Source organism: Streptomyces chengmaiensis, assembly GCF_029846775.1.
GTDB classification, from domain to species: domain Bacteria; phylum Actinomycetota; class Actinomycetes; order Streptomycetales; family Streptomycetaceae; genus Streptomyces; species Streptomyces chengmaiensis.
The window spans coordinates 1-26711 of the sequence record NZ_JARWBG010000071.1 but is presented as its reverse complement, the minus strand read 5'-3'; the positions used below and the strand labels follow the sequence as shown (position 1 = coordinate 26711).

The window sequence follows — 26711 nt, the reverse complement described above, 5'->3', positions numbered from 1 at the left end:
CAGACTCGCACCCCACTCCACAAACGCCTCAAAGCCCTCGCCCTGCCACTCCACCCGCTCAGGACGAAACTTCAACTGCAACGCAATCTTCCGGATCTCACCCGCAGCCCGAGCCAGCCGATCCCCCGCATCCCGCACATGAAAACTCGACGCCTCATCCAGCCACGCCAACATCTGCTCATGCGACATGCCCTCAAACGGCGTACCGCCGCGCCCACCACCGACTGCTGCGTTAACCATGACCCCGACTCCCCGTGGTACCACACGACATCAGAGACCACTCTAGCGAGCGGAGCTGACGGGGAGTCCGACAGCAAGCCGCTGCTACCAACTGGTAACACGGGGAGTGCTCAGCTGCCTCCGCCCGAAGGGAACGAGACCTCGACGCGACGGTTCTTCTTGCGTCCCTCCTCGGTCGAGTTGTCGGCGATCGGGTAGTCCTCGCCATAGCCGCGGATCTCGTAGGTGATGCGCTTGCCGCTCAGTTGCTGCGAGAGCACGCTGTGCACGGCGTCCGCGCGCTTCTTGGAGAGCTGGTCGCCGTGGTCCGCCGAGCCGAGGTCGTCGGTGAAGCCGAAGATGCGGACCCTGGTGGCGTTGTGCTTCTTGATCTCGGCGACGATGGTGGAGATTCGGGAGGTGGCCTCGGGCGAGAGCTTCGAGCTGTCCTTGCCGAACAGGACCTCCGACTGGAGGGCGAGTGTGATGTCCGCGTTGGTCTCCTCGCGGCGCTCCTCGCCGCTGAGGTCCTCTATGACCGACTTGATGTCGAGGACCTTGGGCGGGGCGAGGGTGGCTCCTTCGGGGAGCTTCAGGTCAGGGTCGGACGCGTTGACCTGGACCGGGGCCGATGCCGAGGGTGCGGGGTAGGGGTTCTCGTCCGCGCGGGCTTCCCCCGCCCTCCCGAGCCCCAGGGAGAGGGCCGCTCCGGCGAGCACGGTCGCTGCTGTGCGGATGCCGATACGCGTGCCAGCGGCGTTCGCGGTGTTCGCGGCGTTCATCAGGAGATCTCGATCGTCGTGCTGGGGAAGCCGGGGAACTGGAGGTCGACCTTCGCTGTGGAGGGCGGCGGAGCCGGGAACTGAGCGAAGAAGGTCAGGGTCTTCCCCGGCTGGATGTAGCCGTTGTAGCCGTAGGTGGTCAGTGGGCGGTTCTCAGTGTCGCGCAGGACGTAGTAGCGCTTCTTTCCCTTGGAGTCCACCAGGGTCATGCCGGCGAAGGACTGCCCCGTCGCGGCGACCGCCTGTTCCAGGCCGTTCCAGCTGACGGGCACCGAAAACCCCTCTGACCCGGTGTTCTTGAACTGGCCGTCCACCGTGAGAAAGCCGCCGTCGTCCCGCTTGGCCGAGTGGATGAGCAGTTCGAGCCCGCCGTCGCCCTTGATATTGGCGATGGGGTCTCCGCTCGTGGGGGAAGTGGCCTCGGCCCCCGCTCCCACCCCCTTCGGGGCGCCTTCGCCGCCACCCTGCGCGGGGGAGGCGGCGACCGGCTGCTTGCCTTCGTCCTTCCCGCCGTCACCTTCCCCATCGCCGCCGCAGGCTGTCAGGGTCAGGGCCAGGGCAGCCGACAGCGCCGTCACCGCCCCTGCCCGGCGCATGGTCCTCATGTGCCGCTTGCTCATCGGTCCCGTTCCTTTGCGCTCAATGGAGTTCAGTCCTCGGCCAGCCGTACGGTGAAGAGGTCTGCCATGTCGGGCAGCAGGTCGAGATGTTGAGGATCGACGATCCACTCCTCGCCGTCACAGGCGAGCGTGCCTGGAGACGGCTGCTCCTCGGCCTCGGCCCCATCTTCTGTCTGGCCGTCGTCTTCGCCTTCGGGTGAATCTTCCGCATCCTCCGGGGGTGCCTCCGGCTCCGCAGGGGTGAACGTGCAACGGGGTTCGACGATCGCGGTGGCAGTCGCCTTGGCACGTTCACCCGCCGTGCCGCTGACGATGTTGTCGCCCATCGGTTCACGGGATGTGGCGGTGACTGTGAACCCCCAGCGGCCGTCCGTCAGTCGGATGCAGGAGGCCGTGGCGTCGTTTCTGGCCGCGAAGCGCGCCGCCTCGGCGCAGCCGTCGGCGGTTCCGCTCAGTTCTCCGTCGAAGAGGTCTTCCAGGTCGTCGAGGAAGTCGGCGAGGTCCAGCTCGTCCCTGGACTCCTGGGCCGCCGCCAGGGCGGCGGCGTCGGCTGCGGTCTGCGTGCCGCTGCGTTTGATGTCCGCCTGGCCCAGGGCGAGATAGACGAGCGCAACGAAGAGCAGGCCGACGACCGCTGCCATGTACAGCGGTGTGGCCTGCCCTCTCTCCCGGTATGTGCCGTAAGGCCGCCGTCGGCTCAGCCGCCTCCGCCGCCGCTGTTCAGGACGGAGCGGATCTTCGCCGTGAAGGTGTTGGCGATTTCGGAGCCGATGTTGGTGTTGAGCAACAGGATCACGATCGCCACCACCAGGATGGTGATCCCCACATACTCGATCGCCCCCTGCCCCGCCTCCCGGCGTCGGCCGAGGCCCTCCAGGACCGCGTCCCGCCAGTTCGACAAGTGGACCTTGGCGGCGGTCACGGCCCTCAGTCCGGTGTCGGTACCGGTGTCCGTCATGGCCTTCCCCTTCGACCCCTGTGGCTTCGACACCGGCAACGTACGCCGTCGTCGTCGTCCTCGACATGGGTCTGTGGGCCCAACTCCGCGAGAGCACCCCTGCATGGCGCCGGAGGCGGCCGAATATGCGTCGGTCAGCCATGCTGCGCGGGGCCCCCTCTCCCTGCGTCGCCGTGCCAGATAGCGATCGCCTCGCCGCGGCTGCCTGCGCCGAGCTTGGCGAAAATACGGTTGATGTGGTTCTTCACGGTCTTCTGGCTGATGAAGCAGGAGGCGGCGATCTGCTGGTTGGTCATGCCCGCTGCGATCAGTTCCATGACCTCCACCTCCCGGCGGCTCAGCGCGGTGTTCTCAGCACGTGGTCTCCCGACCGCGCCGGACCCCTGTGAAGAATGTGCCACATTCGCTTGAGCAAGCGAAGCCGGTTGCGCAGATTGGCCGCGTCGAATTGCAGAGTGAACCTCCGGAGCCGCCTTGCCCGTTGGGGTGACGGGCAGATCATGCCCATGCGACGGCTGTATGAAATTCGCTCCGTATGCGGTCGCAGATGTTCTGTTTCCAGTCGTGCAGGGGATGGAGGGGGCGGAAGGGGTTGAGGGCCGTCCTCCGGGCAGCAGGGCTTCGGCTGCGGAGGGGGTGAAGCGGTGGCGGCCCGCGCTGATGTCCCGTACCGCCGAGGAGAGGTCGTCCGCGGTGAACTCCCCGTAGACGAGATAGCCGCTCGCCCCGCGGCGCATGGCCTCCTGGACGGCCTTCTGCTCCCTGCTGTACGTGAGCATCAGCACCGGCGCCAGTCGGGCCAGATATGGCAGGGCCGCCATGCCGTCGACGCCCGGCATGCGGACGTCCAGCAGGATGGCGTCCGGGCGCAGCCGGAGCGCGGCGGCGTGGGCCTGGCGGCCGTCCGCTGTCTCGGCGACGACACGGAGGCCGTCGCGGTCGTGGAGCAGTGCCGTGAGTCCGGCCCGTACGACCGGGTTGTCGTCGGCGACCACGATACGCAGCTTCCCGTCCGGCATGGGTGCTGCCTCCTTGCAGTGGGAGTGGAGGGGGAGGAGGTGAGGGGGAGGAGGTGAGGGAGAGGGGATGAGGGGGTGAGAAGGAGGGGGTGAGGAAGAGGCGGTGAGGGGGTGAGGGGCCATGGGGGTGGGAGCGGAGGAGGTTGTCAGAGAGCGGTCGGGACGGCCCGGGCTCTCAGCGAGGTCGACCCCGCCGGTACACGTGTCAAGGACGCCGGCACCGGCAGTTCCAGCCGCACCTCCGTGCCCCGTTGCGCCCGGCCCCTGCCGATGCGGATACGCGCGCCGATGGACGCCGCCCGCTCCACCATTCCCAGCATGCCGAAGTGGCCGTTCCGCCTGAGGGTTTCCAGGCAGGTGCCGGGCGGCAGGCCGGGGCCGTCGTCGTAGACGCTGATCCGCAGGACGTCCCCGACGGCGCCGGCCGTCAGCTCCACTGCCGTGGGACCGGCGTGGCGGCAGGCGTTCTCCAGCGCCTCCTCGACGATGGCGAGCGCCTGCTGGGACACCGCGGGCGGGATCCGTGCGGCGGCGTCCACATCCGGACCGTGCGGCCTGTGGAAGGTCGTGCGCACGCCATGGACCCGTTCGCAGCGCTCCGCCCTGGCGGCGAGTTCGGTGAACAGGTCGCCGGCCGCGGCCGGGGCGCGCAGGTCCGTCAGCAGGCTCCGGGACTCCGCCGCCGCCCGGCGGGCCGCGAGCCCCACCGCCTCGGCCCGTCGTCTGACTGCGGCCGGGTCCAGCCGGTCGGCGCTGCGCGCCAGGCCCTCCGCGGCGAGGGAGAGCCCGTACAGGGTCTTGGCCACGGAGTCGTGCATCTCGCGGGCGAGCCGGGCCCGTTCCTCCTCCACCGCGTCCCGCACGGCGAGGCGTGCTCGCGCCTCGGTGAGCGCCTGTGACGCCGCGCCGAAGCGCAGCAGCAGGCCGCGCAGGGAGCTGCCGGCCGCGCCGGCGAGCACGCACAGCCCCGCCATGAGCAGGGCGGACGCGTCCGCCTCTGCGTCCGGGTCGACCGCGTAGGCGGCGGTGAGCAGCAGGGCCTGCAGCGGGGCGAAGATCGTCGCGCCGCGCCAGCCGTAGACGAGGCCGGCCAGCAGCGGGGTGCACAGGGTGACGTAGGTGAGCGTCGAGCCTGGCGAGGCGGAGAAGAGCAGCAGTGCGCCGAACAGCATGTCGACGGCGAGCAGCGAGGGGTGGCGCAGCAGTATCGGGCCAAAGCGCTCCCAGTCGCGCAGCAGGACGTACGAGCCCATGACCGTGACCAGCGCCGCCGAGCCGACCAGCCAGGCTCCCAGGCCGAGACCCACGCCCGACAGCGCGAATGGGGCGGCGAGCGCGGTCATGGCGAGGCGGAAGCCGAAGAGCTGGCGGCACATGGCTTGGAGCGCGTTGATCTGGATGGGGACGGGGGGCGGGGGTTCGGGGGGAGCCTGCGCGTCCTCGGGCGCCGGGGCGGTCTCCGGAGACACCGTCACATCAGCCTCCGAAGATGTCGCTGAGGTCGACCTGCGACGCGTAGTAGAAGCCCGCCACAATGAGGATCATCGTCCCCGGGAGCATGAACCCGGTGACGATGAGCGTCGCCTTGGGCACCGCCTTGGCGGCCTTGCGGCGGGCGTTCTGGGCGTCCGTCCTGCGCATGTCGTTGGCGATCTGGATCAGCGTGTCGACGATCGGCGCGCCCAGCTCCTCTCCCTGCTGCAGCGCGGAGACGAACATCGACACCTGGTCGGACTCATTGCGTTTGCGCAGCTGCTCGAAGGCTTCGCGGCGTCCCACGCCCATGTCCATCTGCCGCAGGGTGATGCTCAGTTCGTCGGCCCAGGGGCCCTCGTACTTCTCCGCGACCCGTTCCAGGGCCTGGCGGAAGCCGAGTCCTGCGGAGACGACCACCGCGAGGACGTCGAGGAAGTCGGGGAGGGTGCGTTCGATGTCGTCCTTGCGGCGGCTGATGGCGGCGCGGAGGAGGACGTCGGTCCAGAACAGGCCGTAGAGGAGGAAGAAGACCGAGAAGAACAGATGGCCGTTGAGCAGCATGCCGACGGAGACCAGTCCGCCGAGGCCGCCGTAGACGGCTCGGCGGGCGGCGTAGCGGTCGACGGTGAGGCCGCCCGGGTTGCCCGCCATGTCCAGTTTCCGGCGTAGGGCCTCTACGCGCTTGGGGCCCATGAGGCGCAGTACCTGCGGGGCGTAGCGCATGCCGAGGCGGTCGATGGCGGAGGAGGTGGCGGTGGTGCGGGTGGCGCCGACTTCCAGGGCAACGGCGAGGTCGCCGGGGAGGCGGGCCTCCGCGCGGTACATGCGGATGCCGTGGAACATGCCGTAGACGGCGAGTCCCATGACGGCCGCGAGAAGCAGGGCCATCGGGCTGCCCCCCTTCGGGACGGTGGTCGAGGTGGTCGAGGTAGTCGAGAGTTCGAGGAGGTCGAAGTGGGGGCGTGGTCGGGGGTGGTGGCGGGTGGCCCGTTGGAGGGGGCAGGCCGTGGGCGGAGGTGGGACGGGGCCCGGCGGCGACGGGTCAGATCCGGACGCGTGTGAGACGGTTGATCAGGACGAATCCGGCGGCGTAGAGCCCGGCGGCGGCCAGCACCGCCAGCCTGCCGCCGACCGAGCCGGTCATATCGTCCAGGGCGCCGTCCCGCATGCTGTTGATCATCAGCAGGAAGCCGAGGCCCAGGACGGGTACGGCCACGGCGGTCACCTTGACCTGGGAGAGCAGGGTGGCGACCTCACGCCGGGTCTCCTTGCGCTCTTCCAGCGTCTCGGTGAGGTTGCGCAGCGAGGTGACGATGGCGCCGCCGGCCCGGTTGGACAGGATGAGCGTCGAGACGAGCACGTTGAGTTCGCGTGAGGGGAGCCGTTCGGCGAGGTCGCCCAGCGCGTCGTCGAGCGAGCGGCCGAGGGCGAGCTGGTCGGCGACGCGGCGCAGCTCCTCGCGCGCCGGGTCGTCCAGTTCCTCCACGGCCAGGCCGATCGCCGTGCGCAGTGCGAGTCCGGCCTGAGTGGCGTTGGCCAGTACGCGGGTGAGCTCGGGGAGTTGGTTGATGAACGCCTCCGTGCGTTTGAGGCGCTGCCAGTTGAGGAAGCCGTGCGCTCCCCACAGGCCGATGACGGCGGCGAGCAGGCCGAAGAAGGGCGCGAAGACGGTGGCGACGAGCAGGTAGAGCGTGAGCAGGGCGCCCGCGGCGTACGCGGTGTACTCGCCGGGGGTGAGGTCAAGGCCGGTCGCCGAGAGCTGCTGTTCGATGCGTTTGCCGAGCCTGGTCCGGCGCAGCCGGCGGTCGAGGCCGCTGAAGCGGCGGCGACGCCCGCTCTCGATCGCGAGGGGTCCCGTCTGGGCCATCCGCTCCATCAGGTCCTGCTTCTGGGCGTGGCCCTTGGCGTAGAGCTGTACGCCGGCGATGGCTAGCGCGCCGGAGAGCAGAGTGACGCCGGTGGTCAGCAGGGGGAGGCTGGTCATGGCGGGCGGTTCTCCCAGGTGGTCGGGGGGCTGGTGTCGGGGGGCTGGTGTCGGGGGGCGGGTACCGGGGTCGGGTATCAGGGGGCGAGGGTCGGGTATCAGGGGGCGGGTATCGGATGGCAGGGGCGGGGCGGGGCGTACGGCGCGGGCGTCGTCGAGCGAGGCGTCACGCGGTCGTCGTGCGTATCGCGAGCTGCTCCTCCGTGTGGGCCACGCCGAACGCCGGCGGAAGTGCCTCACCCGCCATGTACAGGCGCTGGGCGAGCCGCCGGGGCAGCGGGAAGTACGCGAACCGTCCGCGTACGACCCCGTCACCGGTCAGCGGCTCGGCCTCGAAGCGGCAGACGGTGACGATGCGGTAGTCCTGGCGTCCGTACGAGTCGACGATGGCGATCTCGGTGATCCTGCGGCTGCCGTCGACATGGCGGGAGAGCTGCACGATGATGTCGACGGCGCTGTTGATCTGGTCGTGGATCGCGGCGAACGGTATCTCCACCTCGGACATCGAGCTGAGGGTCTGCAGTCGCATCAGCGCGTCCTCGGCGCTGTTGGCGTGGACGGTGGCCAGCGAGCCGTCGTGGCCGGTGGACATCGCCTGGAGCATGTCGAGCGTCTCCCCGCCTCGCACCTCGCCGACGATGATGCGGTCGGGGCGCATGCGCAGGGAGTTGCGTACCAGGTCGCGGATGGTGATCCGGCCCTTGCCCTCGACGTTGGCGGGCCGGCTCTCCAGGGTGATGACGTGGGACTGCTGGAGCTGGAGCTCCGCCGAGTCCTCGATGGTGACGATGCGTTCATGACCCGGGATGAGACCGGAGAGGGCGTTGAGGAGAGTGGTCTTGCCGGTGCCGGTGGCACCGGAGACGATCACGTTGAAGCGGGCGCGGACCAGTCCGGCCAGCAGCATCAGGATGTGTTCGTCGAGGGAGCCGAGGCCGATCATCTCCTGGAGGGTGAAGGCCCGGGGGAAGCGGCGGATGGTGAGGATGGGGCCGGAGAGGGAAAGCGGCGGGATGATGACGTTGACGCGCTCGCCGCTGGGGAGGCGGGCGTCGACCATCGGATTGGCCTCGTCCACCCGGCGGTTGACGGTGGAGACGATCCGCTCGATGGTCTGCATCAGCTGTTCGGCGGAGGAGAAGCGCATCGGCAGCAGCTCCAGGCGTCCGCCGCGCTCGACGAAGACCTGCTCGGGTCCGTTCACCATGATCTCGCTGATGGAGGCGTCTTCGAGGAGCGGCTCCAGGATGCCGAGGCCGAGCGCCTCGTCGACGACCCTGCGGATGAGCTGCGAACGCTCCACGGTGGAAAGAACGGGGCCTTCGCGGCTGATGATGTGCCCGAGGACCCGCTCCAGCCGGACGCGCCGCTCGGCGGCGGCGAGGGCCGACATCTCGGCGAGGTCGATCTCCTCCAGCAGCTTGGCCCGGTAGACGCCGACGAGCCGGCTCTCCTCGCTGAGGCCCTTCACCGGCTCGGGGTTGTTGATGCGCGCCCGCAGGCTCATTGTCCGACTCCCCTCCTTCGCTTCGGTACCCGCGCGGCCTCAGTCGCGCGGCATGGTGGCGCTCTTGCTCGTCCGGAGGCTGAAGAGGCCGGGTACGACGGAGGGCACGGTGACGGTCGCCCGGACGGTCACCTCGTCGGCGCCGCCGGACAGCGCGAACCCGGCGTCCAGCCAGGAGCTCATGGCCGCACGGCCCGCCGTCTCGTAGCCGGTGTCCGCCTCCTTCTGGGAGGCGACGCGGGCGGCGGCGCGGGCCGCGGTGCCCGCCTGCTGAGCCGCGTACACGGCGAGGCCGACCTGGACGGCGGCCATGGCGACGAACAGCAGGAGCACCAGCCAGCCGCCGTACTCGATGACGGCCTGGCCGCGGTCGCCGCCGTCCGGGCGGTGGGCCCGGCGCGGCTCCGGGTCGCGGCCGGGGGCCCGGCCGCAGTTCCGGCCCCGGTCCCGGCTCCGGCCCCGGTTCCGGCGGCGCACGGGTGCGGGCTCCGGTCGGCAGTCCGCCCCGGGTGCGCATGCGCAGGCGGGTGCGGCTCCCGTTCCGGGCACGGCAGCGGGCGGGGTACCCGGGCGGACTGCCGGACGGACTCCCGGGCGGACTCCCGGGCCGTGCGCGGGTCCGGATGCGGGCCCGGATGCGGGTCCGGATGCGGGCCCGGATGCAGGCCCGGATGCAGGTCCGGATGCAGGTCCGGATGCGGGTGTCACGGCCGGTCCCTCCTCTCCGTCGCGGCGGCCGCCTTCCCCGGGACGGTGACCGGAAGGTTGAACGCCCCGGGGAACAGCAGCGGGACGCGCAGGTCGGCGCGGGCGGTGAAGACGTCCCCCTGCCGTCCGCAGTCGATGTCGTACGACCACGCCCCCGGGATGTGCTCCCCGCCGGCCCGTTCACAGGCGGCATGCGCGCCGCCCTCGGCGACGGTGCCGGCCCTGACGGCCTGGTCCGCGGCGTTCCCGGCGAGGACGAGCGTGTAGCCGACGAGCGCCGACTGCCAGAGCACGGCGAGCGTGACGAGGATGATCGGGACCATGCCCGTGAACTCGATGACCGACTGGCCCCGGTCGTCCCGGGCAAGCCCCACGGTCACCGGCCCCGCCGTCACGACCCCCGCCGTCACGGGGTCGGACGCCACAGGCCCCGCGGTCACCGCCTCGGCGGTCACCGCCCCCGCGGTCACGACCCCCGCCGTCACGGGGTCGGACGCCACATGCCCCGCGGTCACCGGCCCCGCGGTCACCAACTCGGCGGTCACCGGCCCCGCCGTCACGACCCCCGCCGTCACGGGGTCGGACGCCATATGCCCCGCGGTCACCGCCTCGGCGGTCACCGGCCCCGCCGTCACCGACTCGGCCATCATCGGCCCCTCCCCGGGCGCAGGCCGATCATGCCGATGCCGAACGACCCCCGGTCCTGCCGGAACCGGCTGTGCCTGCCCTCGGCTCTGTGTGCCCCACCCGTCGCCGCGTCCTTCACCAGCCCCAGCTCGCCCGCCAGCCCCCACAGCGCCTGCTTCACCGCCGACCTGGCCTCCAGGTCGTGCATCCGGCCCGCGTCGACGACCGGCTGAAGCTCCTTGAAGTTGGCGGGCACCGACACCTTGGCCATCCGCGTAGCCGTTATCTTCTCGATCAGCGAGGGCTGGATCTCCGTACTGCGCGTATGGCGGTTGACGACGGTCACCGTCTCCTCCGCCTTGCGGATCTGGAGCCGGTCCCAGAGCCTGACCATCCGCTTCGCCGCCCGCACCGTCACCACGTCGGGGGTGGTCACCAGCAGCGTGCTGTCCGCGGTCTCGATGGCGGCGGCGTTGGCCGTGGTCATCTGGGTGCCGCAGTCGACGACGACGATCTCGTACCGCTGGCGCAGCGCGCTGACGACCATGCGCACCACCCGGTCGTCGACGTCCTCGCCGCGCTCTCCTTCGGCGGGTGCGAGCAGCAGCGCCAGGCCCGACTCATGGCTGAACAGGGCGTCCTGGAGGATGCGGGGCGTGATGTCCCGGATGGCGGCGAGGTCGACGATCGAGCGGCGGAACTGCACATCCAGATAGGAGGCGATGTCTCCGCTCTGCAGGTCGAGGTCGACGAGGGCCGTGCGGTGGCCGGAGGCGACGGCGGCGAGCGCGAGTTGCACGGCCGTGACGGTGGCGCCGACGCCGCCCTTGGCGCCGGTGACGGTGACGACGGTGCCGCCCGGCCCGGTCAGCGTGTCGGGGCCGTGGCCGAGGTGGCGGCGTACGCCGGCCGACCAGCCGGCCGCGGCCTGGACGCGCTGGGCGAGTACCTCGTACGACAGCGGCAGCCCGACCAGTCCGCGGGCGCCGGAGTCCATGGCGGCGGAGTACAGCCCGGGGCTGGCGTCGGAGGTGACCAGCACAACGCCGACGGCCGGGAAGCGCAGCGCCACCTCGCGGATGAGTTCCAGCGCGGGGACGGGCCCGATCCGCTCGTGGACGAGCACCACTTCGGGCAGTTCGTCGAGGGACTCCCCGGCGAGCCGGGACAGCAGGTCGAGCAGCGAGGTCGAGTCGCCGACGGCGGTGGCCGGCTCGGCGTCCGGGAGCTGGCCGAGCAGGCCGGCGATGGAGCGGGCGGCGTCGGGGTCGCCGACGGCCGGGAGGATGCGAGTGGTCATCCGGCCCTCACCTGTTCTTGTCTTCTGACAGGTCGTAGCGGCCCTCTCCGGGCCGGACGGCCGCTGGCCCGTCGCCCGGGAGGAGGGCGAGCCGTACGTGTTCGGCGAAGGACTCGGCGTAGGCCACGCGCTGGGCGTCCTTCGTGGTCAGGGCGAAGGTGATGGGCACCGCCTCGGTCAGGCCGCTGGAGCGGTCGCTCTTCCCGGGTTCGAGGGCGGTGAGCTCGCCGACGTCGATGACCCTGGCGTTCGGCACGATGAGCCGGGACTGGTCGACCTCGTCGTCGTTCTGGGCGGCGAAGGTGGCGAAGATGTTGACGAGATTGCCCGGGCGGATCTTGCCGGCCACGCCGGTCGATGCGTCGATCATGATGGCGATCTCCTGCTCTCCTTCCTCCAGCCGGGGCCGTGCGACCACCATGTCGGTCTGGAGGAGCGATCCCTTGCGGAGCGTGGTGACGGCGATCTTGCCGTCGACGGCGTCCAGGTCGGTGACGGCACTGGGCGACAGCCAGCGCTCAGGCATCGTGATCTTCTCGAACTGGGCGGCTCTCAGCGGCGTGTACGGGGCGATGTCCGCCTTGACGCGATAGGCGACGGTCTCCGGGCCGACCTTGGAATTCACATCGCTGATCACTGAGATCACGCCGGCGAACGCGCCGAGGGCGCACAGGCCCGAGAGGAGCAGAAGGACGATGCCGCGGCGCTGCCGTGAATTCATGGACGGGACGACCTCGTTCGGGGGCGGGGTGCGGACGGTGCGAGCACGGACACGGACACGGACACGGACACGGACACGGACAGGGATACGGATACAGGTGCGGGTGCGGGTGCGGATACGAGGACGTGTACCCGGAGCGGGCGCGCACACCGCCGGGTGCGCGGCCGCAGACGCGGTTCGAGGGCGGGCTCATGTGCCGTGCGGACCCGCGGGCAGGGCGGCGGCGGGCTCCCGGACGGCGTGCCTGGCGAGCGTCGCCGAGCAGAAGCCGCAGCGGTCACCGATCAGTTGGATGCCGCACCAGGTGCACACCTCTCGCCGTACGGACGCGACCAGCTGGTAGAGGACGGAGACGTCCGGGAGGAAGGCCGCGAACTCGATCAGCTTGGGGGTGCCCCACCAGCCGGGGGAGTCCGCGGGCAGCAGGGTCTCCTGCACACCGCGCACCTGCCACTGGTGGGCCAGCGTGCCGGTCACCCACTCCGAGTGGAGCTGCCCGTTGGCCACGGCGAGCTGGGTGACGAAATCCGGGCCCTGGATGCGTTCGTCGCCGGCGCCGATCCGCAGCAGCTGGGGACGCGGGTTGGCGAGTACGGCGAACTGGGCGCCGGGCAGCCAGGACTTGGCGTGGGATTTCAGGCTCACGGGCACCCGGTCCAGTCGGGCCACGGTGCCGAGCAGGGCGCCCGCGTACACATAGTGGGCCAGCAGCCGGGCCGCGGAGGCGATCACACCCGCGCCGAAGTCGCAGATCGACAGCTGCCTCAGCTGGCGGACGAGGACCGCCAGGCCGAGCGGCGGCAGGTCCGTTCCGAGCAGCGCGATGCGATTGCTCTCCAGGACGGTCCGGATCGTATGCAGCCGCATCCGGTGGGCCGCCGGCAGCGAGGAGGGGCAGAGCACGACCACATGGCCGTGCTGCTCCAGCAGGACGGTCGTCTCCGCGAGGGCGTCGTCCAGGGACTGGTCGTCAGGGGCCCGCAGCAGCGCAGCGGGGGGCGTCTGGCGGTCGTTCGGCGGCAGCACCAGATCGGCGCTGGTGACGGCTATCGCGGTCGGCACGCTGGTTCCCCGTTCGCTACGGCCGCCGGAGATCCGGCGTCCCCGTGCTCCTGCACGAGCACTTTATCCACGAGGCGGAGGCCAGAGAACAGCTTTCAGAACCGAGAGCGGCAATCCGCGCACGCTGCGCATCTCCGAAATCCGGCTGAACCCGTCAGGAGTTAACTCCTGTTTCAGTGTGGTGAACAGACTCCCCCGACGGCCGTCGCCGAACAGGCGCCTGGGCCGGCGGCTGTATGCGAATCGACGCCAGAGGTCTTGACAACACTATTGGTCTGGACCAGCTTGGACGGCCAGCGGTGGCCACCGTTCCGCACCACCTCCACCCCCCAACTCCCCCACTGGAGGCAGCAAGTGGACCGCACGACACACTCGCGGAGCGTCGCACGGAGATGGCTCGGCCTCTCCGTCGCGCTCGCGCTGGGGGCCGGAGCCGGCCTCATGGGTACGGCGGGGACCGCGCAGGCCGCCGATGTGAACAACGTCAGGAACGCGGGCTTCGAGAACGGACTGGCCGACTGGAGCTGCTCCGCCGGCAGCGGCGCGGCCGTCTCATCCCCGGTGCACGCGGGCGCGGGCGCGCTCAGGGCGACGCCCTCCGGGCAGGACAACGCCAAGTGCACCCAGACCGTGGCGGTCAAGCCCGGCTCGACGTACACCCTCAGCGCCTGGGTGCAGGGCGGCTACACCTATCTCGGGGTGAGCGGCACGGGCACGACGGACGTCTCCACCTGGACGCCCGACAGCGGCAGCTGGAAGCAGCTGTCCACCGTCTTCACCACCGGCGCGAACACCACTCAGGTCACCGTCTACACCCACGGCTGGTACGGGCAGGCTCCCTACCTCGTCGACGACGTGTCCGCGTTTGGGCCGGACGGGGGCGGCGGCGGAGACCCGGAGCCGGAGGTCCCGGCGACGCCCGCGGGTCTCGCCGTCTCCTCGACGACCTCCTCGTCGGTGTCGCTGAGCTGGAACGCCGTCTCCGCCGCCACCGGCTATCACGTCTACCGCGACGGAACCGAGGTCAAGTCGGTCACGGGGACCTCGGCGACCGTGACCGGGCTGGCCGCGAACACCTCGTACTCCTTCCAGGTCAGCGCGGCCAACTCGGCGGGCGAATCGGCCAAGTCCGCCGCAGTCACCGGCACCACCGCCGGGGGCGGGGACCCCGGACCCGGCCCGTCCGTGCCCCGCCACGCGGTGACCGGCTACTGGCAGAACTTCGACAACGGCGCCGCCGTGCAGAAGATCCGGGACGTCTCGGCGCAGTACGACATCATCGCCGTGTCGTTCGCCGACTCGACCGCCACGCCCGGCCAGATCACCTTCAACCTCGACGCGGCGGTCGGCTACGGGTCGACGGCGGAGTTCAAGCAGGACATCGCCGCCAAGCAGGCCGACGGCAAGAACGTGATCCTCTCGGTGGGCGGCGAGAAGGGCAATGTCACGATCAACAGCGACGCCTCCGCGACCGCCTTCGCCGACAGCGCCTATGCGCTGATGCGGGAGTACGGCTTCAACGGCGTCGACATCGACCTCGAGCACGGCATCAACTCGACCTATCTCACCAAGGCGCTGCGCCGGCTGTCGCAGCAGGCCGGCTCCTCGCTGGTGCTGACGATGGCCCCGCAGACCATCGACATGCAGAACACCGGCACCGAGTACTTCAGGACGGCGCTCGCGGTGAAGGACATCCTCACCGTCGTCAATATGCAGTACTACAACAGCGGTTCGATGCTCGGCTGCGACGGCAAGGTCTACTCACAGGGCTCGGTGGACTTCCTCACCGCGCTCGCCTGCATCCAGTTGGAGAACGGCCTCGACCCGTCGCAGGTCGGCCTGGGCGTGCCCGCCTCGCCGCGCGGCGCGGGCAGCGGCTATGTCGACCCGTCCGTCGTGAAGAACGCGCTGGACTGTCTGACCCGCGGCGTCAACTGCGGTTCGTTCAAGCCGTCCAGGACCTATCCCTCGCTGCGCGGCGCGATGACCTGGTCGACGAACTGGGACGCGACGGCCGGGCGCGCCTGGTCCAACGCGGTCGGACCCCATGTGCACAACCTTCCGTAGGCCCGCCGCCCCCGGCCGCTGAGCCCGGCAGCGCCGCCGCCCTCCCCTCCTGCGGTGGCGCTGCCGTTTCCCGTGGGGGCCTTGCTCACCAGGGCAGTTGGCGCACCTGCTGCACGCACAGCACCACGAACAGCAGCCCGGCCGCCGACAGCATCACATTGCTGAGGATGCCGTTGCGCCACTCGGCGGGCGTGCGGGAGGTGTTGAGCAGCCAGATCAGGGTGAGCGCCAGGAAGGGCATGAAGGCCGCGCCCAGCACCCCGTACGCCACGACCAGGCCGAACGGCTTGTCCAGGAAGAGCAGCGCGATCGGCGGGAAGGTCAGCCACAGCAGATACGCGCGGAAGGGCAGCGAGCGTTCCGCGCCGACGGCCGCCGCACCGCCCTCGCCGCCGCGCAGCCTCCGCACGAAGTCGGCGAACAGCAGGCTCACCCCGTGCCAGACGCCGATCAGCGAGGAGAACGACGCGGCGAAGAACCCGATCAGGAAGAGTTTCGCCGTAGCCGCGCCGAACCGGTCCTCCAGCACCGCGCCGAGGTCGATCAGCCCCCGGTCGCCCTTGGTGAGGGCGATCTGCGAGGAGTGCAGCAGCTCGGCGCCGACGACCAGCATGGCGACGACGAAGATGCCGGTGGTGAGATAGGCGACGCGGTTGTCGAGCCGCATCGCCTTCATCCATCCGGCGTCATGCCAGCCCTTGGCGTTCACCCAGTAGCCGTACGCGGCCATGGTGATGGTGCCGCCGACGCCGCCGATCAGCCCGAGCGTGTAGAGCAGGGAGCCGTCCGGGAGCACGGGCACCAGTCCGGCCAGCGTCGCCCCGAGGTCCGGCGAGACACGGATCGCCAGATACACCACGATCAGGAACATCACGCCGACGAGTACGGTCATGACCTTCTCGAAGACGGCGTAGCGATTGAACCAGACGAAGACCAGCCCGGTCAGACCGGTGATGACCGCCCAGGTCTTGAGGCCGGGACCGTCCGGGAAGAGCGCCACGACCGGCAGGGCACTGGAGGACATGGCGGTCGCGCCGTAGACGAAGCCCCACACGACGACGTAGACGGCGAAGTAGACCGTGGTCCAGCGGCCGAGGGTGCGCCAGCCCTCGAACAGGGTGCGGCCGGTGGCCAGATGCCAGCGGCCCGCCGCCTCCGCGAGGGAGATCTTGACGAGGCATCCGATGACCGCGGCCCACAGCAGGGTGTAGCCGAAGCGACTGCCCGCGATGAGAGTGGCGACGAGATCGCCCGCGCCGACGCCGGTCGCGGCGACGACGATGCCCGGTCCGATGTACTTCCAGCTCGCCTTCCGCGGCCGGCCGGTGGACTCTCCCGCCGCGTCCCGTGTCGTCCCTGCCATGGTCTGCCGCCGCCTTCCCCGTATGCGCCTTGTCTGCGCCTCGTCCCCTGGGCAACTGCAGTCACGTAATCGGCAGGCGGAGTTCCGCGCAAGAGGGCCTGACTGACTGAAGATTGTATTGACCGGGCCATGTCACGGACGCGACGATAATGCGACCGATATGTGCGACCGATATGCGAACCTCGACGCCACACGCGTCGCACCACCCCCCACACCCAGGAGACACCATGCGACTTCGCATTCGCGGCAGGGACCCCCGCCGCAGCGGCACTCGCGGCGGCAGACCCAGAGCCGCGGCCCTCGCCGCGCTGCTGACCCTCGCCCTGGCCGCACCTCTCACCGCCAGCGCGTCCCCTTCCGCGGACGCCCCCGAACCCCGCCCACGGCCGGAGCTGCAGGAGGAGATCAGGCAGTACGAGATCCACGGCCCGGCCACACCCGCCGCTCGGGCCGCCGTCGCCGCCGTCGGCGTGTCGATCGACGAGGCCGACGACCACTCCGTCGTCGTCAGCGCGAACGCCGCCCAGGCGGCACGGCTGCGCGCACTCGGCCACCGCCTTCAGCCGCTGCCCGCACCCCCGGACAGGTCGGGCGGCCGCGCGGCCGAGCCGCTCGACTTCCCGCCCTCCGACGCCCGCTACCACAACTACGCGGAGATGAGCGCCGAGATCGACCAGCGGATCGCCCAGTACCCGTCCATCATGAGCAAGCGGGTCATCGGCCGGAGCCACCAGGGCCGGGAGATCGTCGCCATCAAGATCAGCGACAATGTGGCGGCGGACGAGGACGAGCCCGAGGTCCTCTTCACCCATCACCAGCACGCACGCGAGCATCTGACGGTCGAGATGGCCCTGTATCTGCTGCGGGAGTTCGGTGAGGACTACGGCAGCGACCCCCGGATCACCGAGGCCGTGAACGGCCGCGAGATCTGGATCATCCCCGACCTCAACCCCGACGGCGGCGAGTACGACATCGCCACCGGCCGGTACCGCAGCTGGCGCAAGAACCGCCAGCCCAACCCCGGCTCCTCGTACATCGGCACCGACCTCAACCGCAACTGGGACTACAAGTGGGGCTGCTGCGGCGGCTCCTCCGGCTCGTACGGCTCCGCCACGTACCGGGGCTCCTCCCCCGAGTCCGCACCCGAGGCGAAGGTCGTCGCCGACTTCGTCCGCGGCCGGATCGTCGGCGGCGAGCAGCAGATCACCACGGCGATCGACTTCCACACCTACAGCGAGCTGGTGCTGTGGCCCTTCGGCTACACCTACTCCGACACGGCGCCGGGCATGACCCAGGACGACCGGGACGCCTTCGCCACGGTGGGCCAGAAGATGGCGGCGAGCAACGGCTACACACCCGAGCAGTCGAGCGACCTCTACATCACCGACGGCTCGATCGACGACTGGCTCTGGGGCGACCAGCGGATCTTTGGCTACACCTTCGAGATGTATCCGCGGTCGGCCTGGAACGGCGGCTTCTACCCGCCGGACGAGGTGATCGAGCGGGAGACCAGCCGCAACCGCGACGCGGTGCTGCAGTTGCTGGAGAACTCCGACTGCATGTACCGGTCGATCGGCAAGGAGCAGCAGTACTGCGCGGACTAGTGCCGCGACCGGCGATGTCCGTCCCTCCTCAGGGAGCGTCGTCCGGCGCCGGACGACGCTCCTCGACGGGCAGACACTGCCGGTCGCGACACTGGCCGGCGCAAAGCGCCATACGCAATGACTGTTGCGTATAACGCAACGGACAGAATGTGCGGTACGCACGTCCTCAGGCGACCGAAGAGGAGGCCCCATGGCCGCCGCAACCCCGAACCGCACACTGCCCGGCGATGCGCTCGCCGCACTCGCCGCACTCGCCGACGAGCCCGCCGACAGTCGCTTCAAGTCACTTCCGCCGGACGCCGAAGCCGCGGGCCTCACCGTCGGGCAGCTCGCCGCCGAGCGGCGCTCCCTCTTCACCGGCGGCTTCACCACACCCGTCCTGGCGCTCTCCGCCGAGTCGGTCGAGCACAATCTCGCCCTGCTGGAGAGCTACTCCGAGCGCCATGGCCTGGCCTTCGCCCCACACGGAAAGACGTCGATGGCCCCGCAGCTCTTCGCACGCCAGCTGCAGTACGGGGCGTGGGGCATCACCGCCGCCGTCCCACACCAGGTCCGCGTCTACCGGGCCTACGGCGTGCAGCGCATCTTCCTGGCCAACGAGGTCGTCGACCCGGTCGCGCTGCGCTGGATCGCCCGGGAGCTGGACGCCGACCCGGACTTCCGCCTGATCTGCTACGTCGACTCGGTCCGCGGCGTCGAGCTGATGGACGAGGCCCTGCGCGGCCGGGCCGACGGCCGGGCGCTGGACGTGGTCGTCGAGCTGGGCGCGGGCGACGGGGCGCGCACCGGGGCCCGTACGGATGCCGACTGCGCCGCGGTCGCCGACGCCGTCGCCCGCACCGCGACGCTGCGCCTCGTCGGCGTCGCCGGATACGAGGGCGAGGTCCCGCGGGCGGACCCCGAGCGGGTGCGCGCCTGGCTGGAGCGCCTTGCCGCACTCGCCGCCGACTTCGACAAGACGGGCCGGTTCTCCGGGACCGGGCTGGACGAGATCGTGGTCAGCGCGGGCGGCAGCGCCTGGTTCGACACGGTGGCGGACGTCTTCGCCCAGTTGCCGCCGCTCTCCCTCCCGGTCCTGAAGCTGCTGCGCTCCGGCGCGTACGTCTCACACGACGACGGCCACTACAGCCGGCTGACGCCGTTCAACCGCATCGCCCAGGAGGGCGCGCTCCAGCCCGCCTTCCGGCTGTGGGCCCAGGTCGTCTCCCGCCCCTCCTCCGAGCAGGCCTTCCTCAACGCGGGCAAGCGGGACGCGGCGTACGACCTCGATCTGCCGCAGGCCCAGGTCGTACGCGACGCCCGCACCGGCGGGATCCGCCCCGCCGACGCCGTCGAGGTCACCAAGCTGTCCGACCAGCACGCCTGGCTGCACACCGGCCCGGAGGCCGATCTGGAGGTCGGCGACTGGGTGGGCCTCGGGCTGTCCCACCCCTGCACCAGCTTCGACAAGTGGCAGCTCATCCCGCTGGTGAAGGCGGACGGCACGGTCGTCGACTTCGTCCGCACCTTCTTCTGAAGACGCTCGCCTTTCGAAGACGCGCGCCCTTCTCCACGCACCCGCCTTTCCGCAGGCGCCCGCCTTTCCGCACGCACCCGCCTTTCCGCACGCACCCGCCTTTCCGCACGCACCCGCCCCGAACGCTCGAGAAATGCCGAGAGGTCAGGCCATGGATCTCGTCATCCGCGACGCAAGGGTCATCGACGGCACGGGAGGGCCCTCCTACCGGGCCGACGTCGCCCTCGACGGCGGACGCATCGCCGCGATACACCCCGAGACCGCATCCGGCCCCCGCCCGTCGGCCGCCCGTGCCCTTCAGGCCCACGGACTGGCCCTCTCCCCCGGTTTCATCGACATGCACGCGCACAGCGACCTCGCGCTGCTGCGCGACCCCGACCACTCGGCCAAGGCCGCCCAGGGCGTCACCCTGGAAGTCCTCGGCCAGGACGGCCTGTCGTACGCTCCGGTCGACGACCGCACCCTCGCCGAGGTCCGCTCCGCCATCGCCGGCTGGAACGGCGGCGCGCCCGGCGGCGCCCGCCGCGACGACGACGACGGCGACGGCGTCGACTTCGACTTCGACTGGCGCACGGTCGGCGAGTACCTGGACCGCCTCGACCGCGGCATCGCCGTCAACGCGGCGTATCTCGTCCCCCAGGGCAGCGTCCGCATGCTCGCCGTCGGCTGGGACGACCGCCCCGCGACCGAGGCCGAGCTGACCCGTATGCGGCAGCTCGTCGCCGAGGGGCTGGAGCAGGGCGCGGTAGGCATGTCGTCCGGCCTGACCTACCCGCCGGGCATGTACGCAGACCTCGCGGAACTCGCCGAGCTGTGCCGGGTCGTGGCCCGCCATGGCGGCTACTACTGCCCCCACCACCGCTCCTACGGAGCGGGCGCGCTCCAGGCGTACCAGGAGATGATCAACCTCGCCCGGGACACGGGCTGCGCCCTCCACCTGGCCCACGCCGTCATGAACTTCGGTGTGAACGAGGGCCGTGCGCCCGAGCTGCTGGCCCTGCTCGACGACGCCCTGGCAAGGGGCGCGGACATCACCCTCGACACCTATCCGTACACCCCCGGGTGCACCACACTGGTCGCCCTGCTGCCCGGCTGGGCGCACGAGGGAGGCCCCGAGGCGGTCCTCGCCCGCCTCAAGGACGAGACGACGGCCGCACGCATCGGCCGCTGCCTCCGGGAACAGGGTTCCGACGGCTGCCACGGCGTGCCAGTGGAGTGGGACACCGTCGAGATCTCCGGCGTCGGCGATCCGGCGCTCTCCTCCTGGGTGGGCCGCACCGTCGCCGACACGGCGGGGCGGCGCGGCGAGGACCCCTGGGAAGCGGTCCGCGGACTGCTGATCGAGGACCGGCTCGGCTCCACGATCCTCCAGCACGTCGGGCACGAGGAGAACGTCCGGGCAATCATGCGCCACCGCGTCCACACCGGCGGCAGCGACGGCATCCTCCAGGGCGACAAGCCGCACCCGCGGGCGTACGGCACCTTCCCCCGCTATCTCGGCCGGTACGCGCGGGAGCTGGGCATCCTGTCCCTGGAGGAGGCGGTCGCCCATCTCACCTCCCGCCCCGCGGCCCGGCTGCGGCTGCCCGACCGGGGGCTGGTCCGCGAGGGTTGCCGCGCCGATCTGGTGCTGTTCGACCCGGACACGGTGGCGGACGGGGCCCGCTTCGACGAGCCGCGCGTGCTGCCCTCAGGCATTCCCCATGTGCTGATCGACGGCCGGTTCGTGATCCGGGACGGCCGACGCACTCACGTGCTCGCGGGCCGCTCGGTACGGCGCACCCGCTGACGTTCCCACCGACCCCGGCGGAAGTAGGGATTCCCGTCTGTCACACAAATGGCGATGTTTTTGTCGTTGCTCCGTTACCGGCCCCAGGGCTCGGGCGTTGAACGAGCGTGAGGCCGCAGGCTCTGCGGCCGCCTCTCATCTGCAATCTGCAAGGAGAACTGATGTCGCGTATCGCGAAGGCCGCCGCCGTCATCGCCGGCACGGGCGCCATCCTCGCCGGTGGCGCGGGCATGGCCGCCGCCGATGCCGGGGCCACCGGCGTCGCCAGCCACTCCCCGGGCGTCCTCTCGGGCAACGCCGTCCAGCTGCCGGTGAGCGTCCCGGTCAACGTCTGCGGCAACACCGCCAACGTCATCGCGCTGCTCAACCCGGCCTTCGGCAACAGCTGCGTGAACAACGGCGGGGACGCCGGCGCATACGGCCACTGAGCCTGACGCTCCCACCGCGGCCGCACCGCCCGCGGTTGCACTGCTCGGCCCTTCCCCGCGCCGTCCGGCGATGCGGGGAAGGGCCGAAGCGTTGTGTGGGACGGACTGTTTCCGCCGGGCCTGTTTCCGCCGGGTACCCCTACGCGTAGCGGTACCAGCGCCGGTGGTCCAGCAGCTCCGAGGGCCGCACGTCCCACGGCGGCATCGGCTCGTCCAAGCTGAACACCCGGCCGTGCTGCGGGTCGGACGCGGGCAGCGGCTCCACCGGAAGGTAACCGGAGCCGCGGTGGGCGCGCTGCCAGCGGTCCCACAGCAGATCGCAGTACGCGTGGTGCAGCCAGAACACGGGATCGTTGGGCGAGGCCGCGCGCAGCATCAGCCCGCCCACCCAGCGGTGCACCCGGTTGTGGTTGCGCCAGCGCTCCCCGCCGACGCTCCAGCCCTCGAGGGTGTTGCGGAAGCCGGTGGCCACGGTGGAGTCCCAGGGCGCGGAGTCATAGACCGGATCGCCCAACGCCGCGTCGACGTCCGCCCTCGTCGGCAGCTCCAGCGGGTTGCTGCGGCGGCCGAGGTCGCGGGTGAGGTAGACGCCCTCGGTTATGTCGGCCCGGATGGGCCAGTTGCCGTTCGAGTGGGCGAACGGCCCGGTCATGACCTGGTCGTCGCCGAACCTGCCGTTGCCGCCCATGAGGTCGTCCGCCCACAGCGAGGACCTCGTCGATCGGTCCCGCGTCCAGTCCCAGTAAGGGATCGACACACCGGAGTCGACCTGCTGCAGGGCCTTCTCGAAGTCCAGCAGAAAGCGGCGGTGCCAGGGGAAGAACGACGGCGCCATATGGGCCGCCCGCACCTCGTCCTCGGCGTCGGAGACCACATACTCGCCGTGCATCCTGACGAACGCGTCGTACCGGCCTGAGCGCTTGAGCTCCAGCAGCGCGTTGACCAGTCGCCGCTTCTCCGACGCCGTCAGATCGCGCTGGTTCTTACGGGTGTACATGCCGTCCCTCCCGGTCCCGGTCCGTCAGTGGCTGTGCGCGATGTCCGGGGCGAGCCGGGCGCCGCCCAACGCGTCGACTGCGGCACGGGCCAGCGCGAGCAGCGTGGGGAAGGACTCGTAGTGGTTGACCGCGCTCAGATAGCTGCCGTCGGCGCGCCTCATGACGGGCAGCGGCCGGCCGTCTATGCGGACTTCGACGGTGCGGACTTCGACGGTGGCGGCGGGCCTCCGTGCGGCCGACTGCCGCACCGGGGCCGCTTCGGCCGCCGGAGCCAGCACCGTCGCACTGCCCTGGATGCGGCGGCCCCGGTAGGTCTGAGCGAACTCCTCGATCGCCCCCTCCGCCGGTGCGGCCCCCTCCGTCTGCTCGGCCGACCGCCGGACGCGCTGCTCCCGGCGGTCCGGCCGGTCCCGGCGGTGCTGCCGCAGGAGCACCGGGGCCAACGCGCCCGCGGTGCCCGCGAGCACACCTGCCGTGAAGGCCGCGCGCAGCAGCGTGCGGCGCGTGGTCGTTCCGGGTATACAGCGCATGCCGACCGCCTCCGTCTTGTGATCTGCTCGTCGTGTGATCAACCGGCACCCGGCGTGTACTTGCGCCGTGTGTTTCGGAGTTGACAATGAGGACAACGAGACGGCGGCCAAAGAGTTCTCTGATAAGCCCTTTATGCGAGGGCGGGTTGGCGCACCAGCAGGTTCGCGACCGGGGTGCTGCGCAGCGCGGGCGCGTCGAGACCCGCGTCGGGCAGCTTGACGGCGGTCAGGCCGAGCATGTCGGGTCGGGGCGAGGACGGCGGCGCGCCCAGAGCCGCCCCGGGCAGGTCGGCAGCGTCACGCCCCTGCCGGGTGTCGAACCGAGCCGCGCGGCCCGCCGGGTGCCGTGCCGAGCCGCGTGCCGGGGGCCGGGGTCAGCCGCGCAGCCTGCTGACGGGGAGCAGCGCATGCGCGGCGGTGGTCAGGGTGGACTCGTCGCCGAGGTAGCTCTGCAGCATCTCCTCGGTGACGGGCTCGCCGGGCACGGCCTCGGGCCAGGGGCGCGTGGCGAACAGGAAGTGGGCGTGGCCGCGCTGCTCGACCGCGGTCAGCCACTCCGGCGGCGCCGGGCACTGGGCGTTCAGATGCGGCATGCTCAGGACGGCCTGGCCCGCTTCGACGAGCAGTTTGACGGGCGAGCCGGTGCTGCGGGTGACGTCGGCGAGCTGTCCGTCCACCGCGAGTCCCGCGTCTGCGATCACCTTCAGCAGTGCCTGGTGCGTCGCTTCGGGGCCTTCGGGGCCGTCGCCGAGGGAGTAGGCGATCAGATAGGGCATGTCGTGGCCCTGCTCCGGGTCGCCGGTCCATGCCAGCAGGGACATGGTGCCCAAGTGGCCGCGCTGGAAGGTGCTGTTGCCGGTCTGCGTGCCGGACTGAGCTGTGGTCATGGGTCGGCACCCTAGGTGCTGACACCCGGCGCGCAGATCGCTGTTCACCTGTACGGACGAACAGGACCGGCAAAGTCCCGCCGGGCGTGCGAGAGCCGTGCGCCTGGAGTTGCCGGCTGCGGGTGGGCCGCCGACGGTGCGGTGGAACCGGTGGTCAGCCCGCCCGTGGTGACGGCGGGGTCTGCCGTGCGGGCATGCGAGGGGGCGAGGCGTGACTTCCCCCCGCACGCGCGCGTTGGCCGTCTTATGGGAAGCAGTTCCGCGCAAACCCGGTGGCAGCGTGTTCACACGGTGCCGCCCCCGAGCAAGCCGCCGTCCGCCGAGCCTGCGGGGGACGGCAAGCCCAGCCCCATCTACGAGCAGCTCGCCCGGGAGTGGGCGGCCGCGGGCCGGATGCTGCCGGGGCGGCCGGACGCGGAGTGGACACGCCTGTCGCGCTATCCGTTCACGCACGCGTCCGCCGGCTCCGGTGGGCACGCGGGCCCCCCGTCTCCCCGCAAGGGCTGGCTGGTGGAGCCGCACCCCACTTGAGGGGCCTAACGATCGCGAACGGCCTGCGTCACCCCCGTTGCGGAATCAGCTCTGTGTGACGCGGGCGTGCGTGGCAGGCGGACGGGGAGCGTCCGGCCGCGCAGCCGTTCTCTGAGGCCCATGGTCAGCCTGCGCGCCGTGAAGGCTGTGAGACGACAGAAGCGAAAGGCGTCGGACGGTCACCTGAGCGGCCCGGCACCGGCGATTTCAGGGGTTCACTGCACTCGCTGTGACATACAGAAAAGCTTGTGACGAGGGGTTTCCCGCGCGGCGCAGTCTCGTTACCCATGGCGACGGCGGCGAACGTCGCCGGAGGAAGGGGTTGGAAAAGATGAAGTACACGAGGGTTGCCGCGATCGTTGCAGGCTCCGTCGCGGCGCTGGGCGCCGCTTCTCCCGCCGTGGCCGCGGAGTCGGCTCCGATGCCCCCGATGAGCCTCAACGGCGGCGCGGCCCAGGCCGCGGGGGCCCTCAACTCGCTGCCCGCACTGGATCTGACGCAGGACGGCCCGCCGGTCAAGCAGGTCGTCGACACCGCCTCCGATCTGAACAACGTGAAGGGCGACGCCCCCGGCAAGGTCCTGCCAACCACCGGCCAGCTTCCCCCGCTGCTGGGCGGCGTCGGGCTGGGCGGCTGAACCCGCCCGCTCCCCCGCCACAACGAGGGGAGGGTACGGCCGACTGTCGGCCGTACCCTCCCCTCGTTGTGTTCCGGGTCCGCGGTTCGCGGGGAGAGCCGCGGGAACCGCGGACCGGAGAGAAGACCGCAGCAGGGTGGCGCCCCGTGGGGCGCCACCCTGCTGCGTCATGGCGAACGGCCTGCCTCGAACCGGCCCGTCAGGTCATTCGTTGACGCAGATGTTGCCGAAGGTCGGGTTCAGCGCACCGATCAGCTGGGCGGTGTTGCCGCAGACGATGGTCGGCACATGCACGGGCATCTGGCCCACGTTGCCGGAGCCGACGCCCGGCGAGTCGGCGACGGAACCCTGGGCGCCCGAGTCGGCGAACGCGTTGCCGGCGGCAGCGCCGGCGGCGAGGCCGGCGGCAGCCAGCACCACTGCGGCCTTCTTGGCAGTCTTCATGGAAATAGCACCTTCTGCTCGATGTTCTGCCCAACGACGGGGCTCACACCGAGAGAAACGCATTCCCGCGCGTCATGACACGGCCGCCACGGACGCTTCCCCCTGTTCAGCTCCTTTTCCCTATCAAGTCAGGTGTCTGCTGAGCAGATTTGCGCTCTTTTCGGCAGCGGCCGATTGAGTGAACTGACGCAACCAATCCCACTACTTCCAGTTGACCAGGGAGCTCCATCAGCGGGCATCCACGCGACAGAAGGACGGAACATGCTCAAGAAGGTTATGGCGACTGCGGCGGTCACGGCCTCCGTGGCGGCCGCGGGCGCGACCATGGCACCGCAGGCCATGGCCGTCGGCAACGACACCGGCACGACCTCGTACAGCGGCAACAGCGCGTCGCAGCACTACGGCAACTCGACGACCGCAGGCGACATGAGCCCGCAGCTCGGCCTCGTCCAGGGCTCGCTCAACAAGCCCTGCGTCGGCCTCCCGGCGAAGCTCAACGCGGGCTCGGTCGTCGGCGCCATCCCCGTCGCCGTCCAGGACGTCAACGTCCTTTCCACGCCGCAGAACCAGCAGTGCTCCGAGAACTCGACCCAGGCCAAGGGCGACGAGCCGCTCTCGCACATCCTCAGCAACATCCCGGTGCTCTCGGGCAACGGCGTCGGCAACGGCTGAGGTCCGCCGCCGTCTGCCCCTTCAGCCCGGCCCCGGCCTCCCGCAGGCGGCACTGCGAAGCCCCCGGCGCAGCCAGCGCCGGGGGCTTCGGCATGCCGTGCGCTGCCCGCGGTTCAGCCGGTCCAGAAGTCCCACCAGCGGGTCAGGATCAGCATCCCGATGATCCCGATCCACAGCACCGGCGGCACCCAGTGGAACTCCAGCAGCCCCCGCCGCAACCCCTCGGGCGCCTTCACAACCCGGTGCCGGACGTTGTGCACCG

27 protein-coding genes and 2 pseudogenes are annotated in these 26711 nt (G+C 70.8%); 8 read left to right on the top strand and 21 right to left on the bottom strand.

Annotated elements, in window-relative coordinates:
* From QCN29_RS33275 to QCN29_RS33205, 15 genes and pseudogenes are all read right to left on the bottom strand, one after another.
* A pseudogene (locus QCN29_RS33275) lies at positions 1-240 on the bottom strand (hypothetical protein); the annotation flags it as partial.
* Positions 241-350: 110 nt separating this feature from the next.
* Entirely contained in the window at positions 351-1001 is a 651-nt protein-coding gene (locus QCN29_RS33270) for an OmpA family protein (protein WP_279932830.1), read from the bottom strand.
* A complete protein-coding gene (locus QCN29_RS33265) occupies positions 1001-1621 on the bottom strand; it encodes a hypothetical protein (RefSeq protein WP_240138771.1) in 621 nt (206 codons plus the stop codon). The genes QCN29_RS33270 and QCN29_RS33265 overlap by 1 nt, the downstream gene beginning before the upstream one ends.
* 29 nt (positions 1622-1650) lie before the next feature.
* Entirely contained in the window at positions 1651-2322 is a 672-nt protein-coding gene (locus QCN29_RS33260) for a pilus assembly protein TadG-related protein (protein WP_279932834.1), read from the bottom strand.
* Entirely contained in the window at positions 2319-2579 is a 261-nt protein-coding gene (locus QCN29_RS33255) for a hypothetical protein (RefSeq protein WP_279932829.1), read from the bottom strand. Before QCN29_RS33255 ends, QCN29_RS33260 begins: the two co-directional genes overlap by 4 nt.
* Positions 2580-2713: 134 nt before the next feature.
* Positions 2714-3598: a response regulator transcription factor gene (locus tag QCN29_RS33250; RefSeq protein ID WP_279932827.1), complete on the bottom strand. Its 885-nt coding sequence runs from the start codon at positions 3596-3598 to the stop codon at positions 2714-2716.
* A 146-nt stretch (positions 3599-3744) separates the two neighbouring features.
* Complete coding sequence (locus tag QCN29_RS33245; protein WP_398860482.1) at positions 3745-5073, bottom strand: sensor histidine kinase; 1329 nt, start codon at positions 5071-5073, stop codon at positions 3745-3747.
* A 1-nt stretch (position 5074) separates the two neighbouring features.
* The gene (locus tag QCN29_RS33240; protein ID WP_279932826.1) at positions 5075-5962 is read right to left on the bottom strand and encodes a DUF5936 domain-containing protein; all 888 of its coding nucleotides are present in this window, start codon (positions 5960-5962) and stop codon (positions 5075-5077) included.
* 154 nt (positions 5963-6116) lie between these two features.
* The gene (locus tag QCN29_RS33235; RefSeq protein WP_279932825.1) at positions 6117-7058 is read right to left on the bottom strand and encodes a type II secretion system F family protein; all 942 of its coding nucleotides are present in this window, start codon (positions 7056-7058) and stop codon (positions 6117-6119) included.
* Between the two features lie 166 nt (positions 7059-7224).
* On the bottom strand, positions 7225-8565 hold the full coding sequence (locus QCN29_RS33230; RefSeq protein WP_240138777.1) for a CpaF family protein: 1341 nt from the start codon (positions 8563-8565) through the stop codon (positions 7225-7227).
* Between the two features lie 39 nt (positions 8566-8604).
* The gene (locus tag QCN29_RS33225) at positions 8605-9042 is read right to left on the bottom strand and encodes a TadE/TadG family type IV pilus assembly protein (protein WP_279932824.1); all 438 of its coding nucleotides are present in this window, start codon (positions 9040-9042) and stop codon (positions 8605-8607) included.
* Between the two features lie 227 nt (positions 9043-9269).
* Complete coding sequence (locus tag QCN29_RS36955; protein WP_318036762.1) at positions 9270-9923, bottom strand: hypothetical protein; 654 nt, start codon at positions 9921-9923, stop codon at positions 9270-9272.
* Positions 9920-11200 (bottom strand): AAA family ATPase, encoded by a 1281-nt coding sequence (locus QCN29_RS33215; protein ID WP_279932823.1) that lies wholly within the window; start codon positions 11198-11200, stop codon positions 9920-9922. The genes QCN29_RS36955 and QCN29_RS33215 overlap by 4 nt, the downstream gene beginning before the upstream one ends.
* Before the next feature lie 7 nt (positions 11201-11207).
* Positions 11208-11921, bottom strand: a complete 714-nt coding sequence (gene cpaB / locus QCN29_RS33210; protein ID WP_279932822.1) for a Flp pilus assembly protein CpaB — start codon at positions 11919-11921, stop codon at positions 11208-11210.
* Between the two features lie 189 nt (positions 11922-12110).
* Entirely contained in the window at positions 12111-12983 is an 873-nt protein-coding gene (locus tag QCN29_RS33205) for a hypothetical protein (protein WP_279932821.1), read from the bottom strand.
* 354 nt (positions 12984-13337) lie between these two features.
* Here QCN29_RS33205 and QCN29_RS33200 point away from each other — a divergent pair, with 354 nt between their 5' ends.
* On the top strand, positions 13338-15050 hold the full coding sequence (locus QCN29_RS33200) for a chitinase (RefSeq protein WP_279932819.1): 1713 nt from the start codon (positions 13338-13340) through the stop codon (positions 15048-15050).
* Positions 15051-15135: 85 nt separating this feature from the next.
* Here QCN29_RS33200 and QCN29_RS33195 read toward each other — a convergent pair whose 3' ends face one another.
* Complete coding sequence (locus tag QCN29_RS33195; RefSeq protein ID WP_279932817.1) at positions 15136-16413, bottom strand: Nramp family divalent metal transporter; 1278 nt, start codon at positions 16411-16413, stop codon at positions 15136-15138.
* Positions 16414-16640: 227 nt separating this feature from the next.
* Between QCN29_RS33195 and QCN29_RS33190 the strand changes: the two genes are divergently transcribed.
* From QCN29_RS33190 to QCN29_RS33175, 4 genes are all read left to right on the top strand, one after another.
* Positions 16641-18017 (top strand): M14 family metallopeptidase, encoded by a 1377-nt coding sequence (locus tag QCN29_RS33190; protein WP_279932816.1) that lies wholly within the window; start codon positions 16641-16643, stop codon positions 18015-18017.
* Positions 18018-18207: 190 nt separating this feature from the next.
* The gene (locus QCN29_RS33185) at positions 18208-19533 is read left to right on the top strand and encodes an alanine racemase (protein ID WP_279932814.1); all 1326 of its coding nucleotides are present in this window, start codon (positions 18208-18210) and stop codon (positions 19531-19533) included.
* A gap of 151 nt (positions 19534-19684) precedes the next feature.
* Entirely contained in the window at positions 19685-21322 is a 1638-nt protein-coding gene (locus QCN29_RS33180) for an N-acyl-D-amino-acid deacylase family protein (RefSeq protein ID WP_279932831.1), read from the top strand.
* 161 nt (positions 21323-21483) lie between these two features.
* Positions 21484-21750: a chaplin gene (locus tag QCN29_RS33175; RefSeq protein WP_279932813.1), complete on the top strand. Its 267-nt coding sequence runs from the start codon at positions 21484-21486 to the stop codon at positions 21748-21750.
* Positions 21751-21889: 139 nt separating this feature from the next.
* On the opposite strand, the gene QCN29_RS33170 is transcribed toward QCN29_RS33175, so the two are convergent.
* The 3 genes from QCN29_RS33170 to QCN29_RS33160 all read right to left on the bottom strand — a co-directional run bounded on the left by QCN29_RS33170 (position 21890) and on the right by QCN29_RS33160 (position 24165).
* Complete coding sequence (locus QCN29_RS33170) at positions 21890-22747, bottom strand: tyrosinase family protein (RefSeq protein WP_279932812.1); 858 nt, start codon at positions 22745-22747, stop codon at positions 21890-21892.
* Positions 22748-22771: 24 nt separating this feature from the next.
* Positions 22772-23278, bottom strand: a complete 507-nt coding sequence (locus QCN29_RS33165) for a tyrosinase family oxidase copper chaperone (RefSeq protein WP_279932811.1) — start codon at positions 23276-23278, stop codon at positions 22772-22774.
* A gap of 374 nt (positions 23279-23652) precedes the next feature.
* Complete coding sequence (locus QCN29_RS33160; protein ID WP_279932809.1) at positions 23653-24165, bottom strand: DUF5949 family protein; 513 nt, start codon at positions 24163-24165, stop codon at positions 23653-23655.
* 291 nt (positions 24166-24456) lie between these two features.
* Between QCN29_RS33160 and QCN29_RS33155 the strand changes: the two genes are divergently transcribed.
* Both QCN29_RS33155 and QCN29_RS33150 read left to right on the top strand, forming a co-directional pair.
* Positions 24457-24696, top strand: coding sequence for a hypothetical protein (locus QCN29_RS33155; protein ID WP_279932808.1), 240 nt, complete (start codon positions 24457-24459; stop codon positions 24694-24696).
* 331 nt (positions 24697-25027) lie between these two features.
* A complete protein-coding gene (locus QCN29_RS33150) occupies positions 25028-25333 on the top strand; it encodes a hypothetical protein (RefSeq protein WP_279932807.1) in 306 nt (101 codons plus the stop codon).
* Positions 25334-25537: 204 nt separating this feature from the next.
* Here the strand turns inward: QCN29_RS33150 and QCN29_RS33145 are convergent, their stop codons facing one another.
* Positions 25538-25777: a chaplin gene (locus tag QCN29_RS33145; RefSeq protein WP_279932806.1), complete on the bottom strand. Its 240-nt coding sequence runs from the start codon at positions 25775-25777 to the stop codon at positions 25538-25540.
* A gap of 261 nt (positions 25778-26038) precedes the next feature.
* On the opposite strand from QCN29_RS33145, the gene QCN29_RS33140 reads away from it, so the two are divergent.
* Positions 26039-26449 (top strand): rodlin, encoded by a 411-nt coding sequence (locus tag QCN29_RS33140; RefSeq protein WP_279932805.1) that lies wholly within the window; start codon positions 26039-26041, stop codon positions 26447-26449.
* A 113-nt stretch (positions 26450-26562) separates the two neighbouring features.
* Here QCN29_RS33140 and QCN29_RS37365 read toward each other — a convergent pair.
* A pseudogene (locus tag QCN29_RS37365) lies at positions 26563-26711 on the bottom strand (vitamin K epoxide reductase family protein); the annotation flags it as partial.